Below are 223 nucleotides of genomic sequence, written 5' to 3'. Positions count from 1 at the left end.
GGATCGTTATACAATACCGGATAATCGTTTTCGTAATCCAGTTCATAAGTCACATCAAACATACTGGCAATTCCATCTAATTTTGAACGGATCTCTTTTTCAATCAATGTTCTGGTTTCTTCCGTCATTGATCGAACATCTCCTTCAATAAAAACAGAATCTTTGATGACATTAAAAGAACCGCGCCCATCAAAATTTCCAATCGTGATTGAACCCACATCAA

Annotated in this window: 1 pseudogene; it reads right to left on the bottom strand. The window is 36.3% G+C overall.

The window, feature by feature from the left end:
• Positions 1-223: pseudogene (locus RT405_RS04390) on the bottom strand (amidohydrolase); the annotation flags it as partial.

Origin of the sequence: Carnobacterium sp. (assembly GCF_032094055.1) — a bacterium.
Lineage (GTDB): Bacteria > Bacillota > Bacilli > Lactobacillales > Carnobacteriaceae > Carnobacterium_A.
The sequence above is the reverse complement of the archived record's forward strand: the minus strand, read 5'-3'. Positions and strand labels throughout refer to the sequence as shown.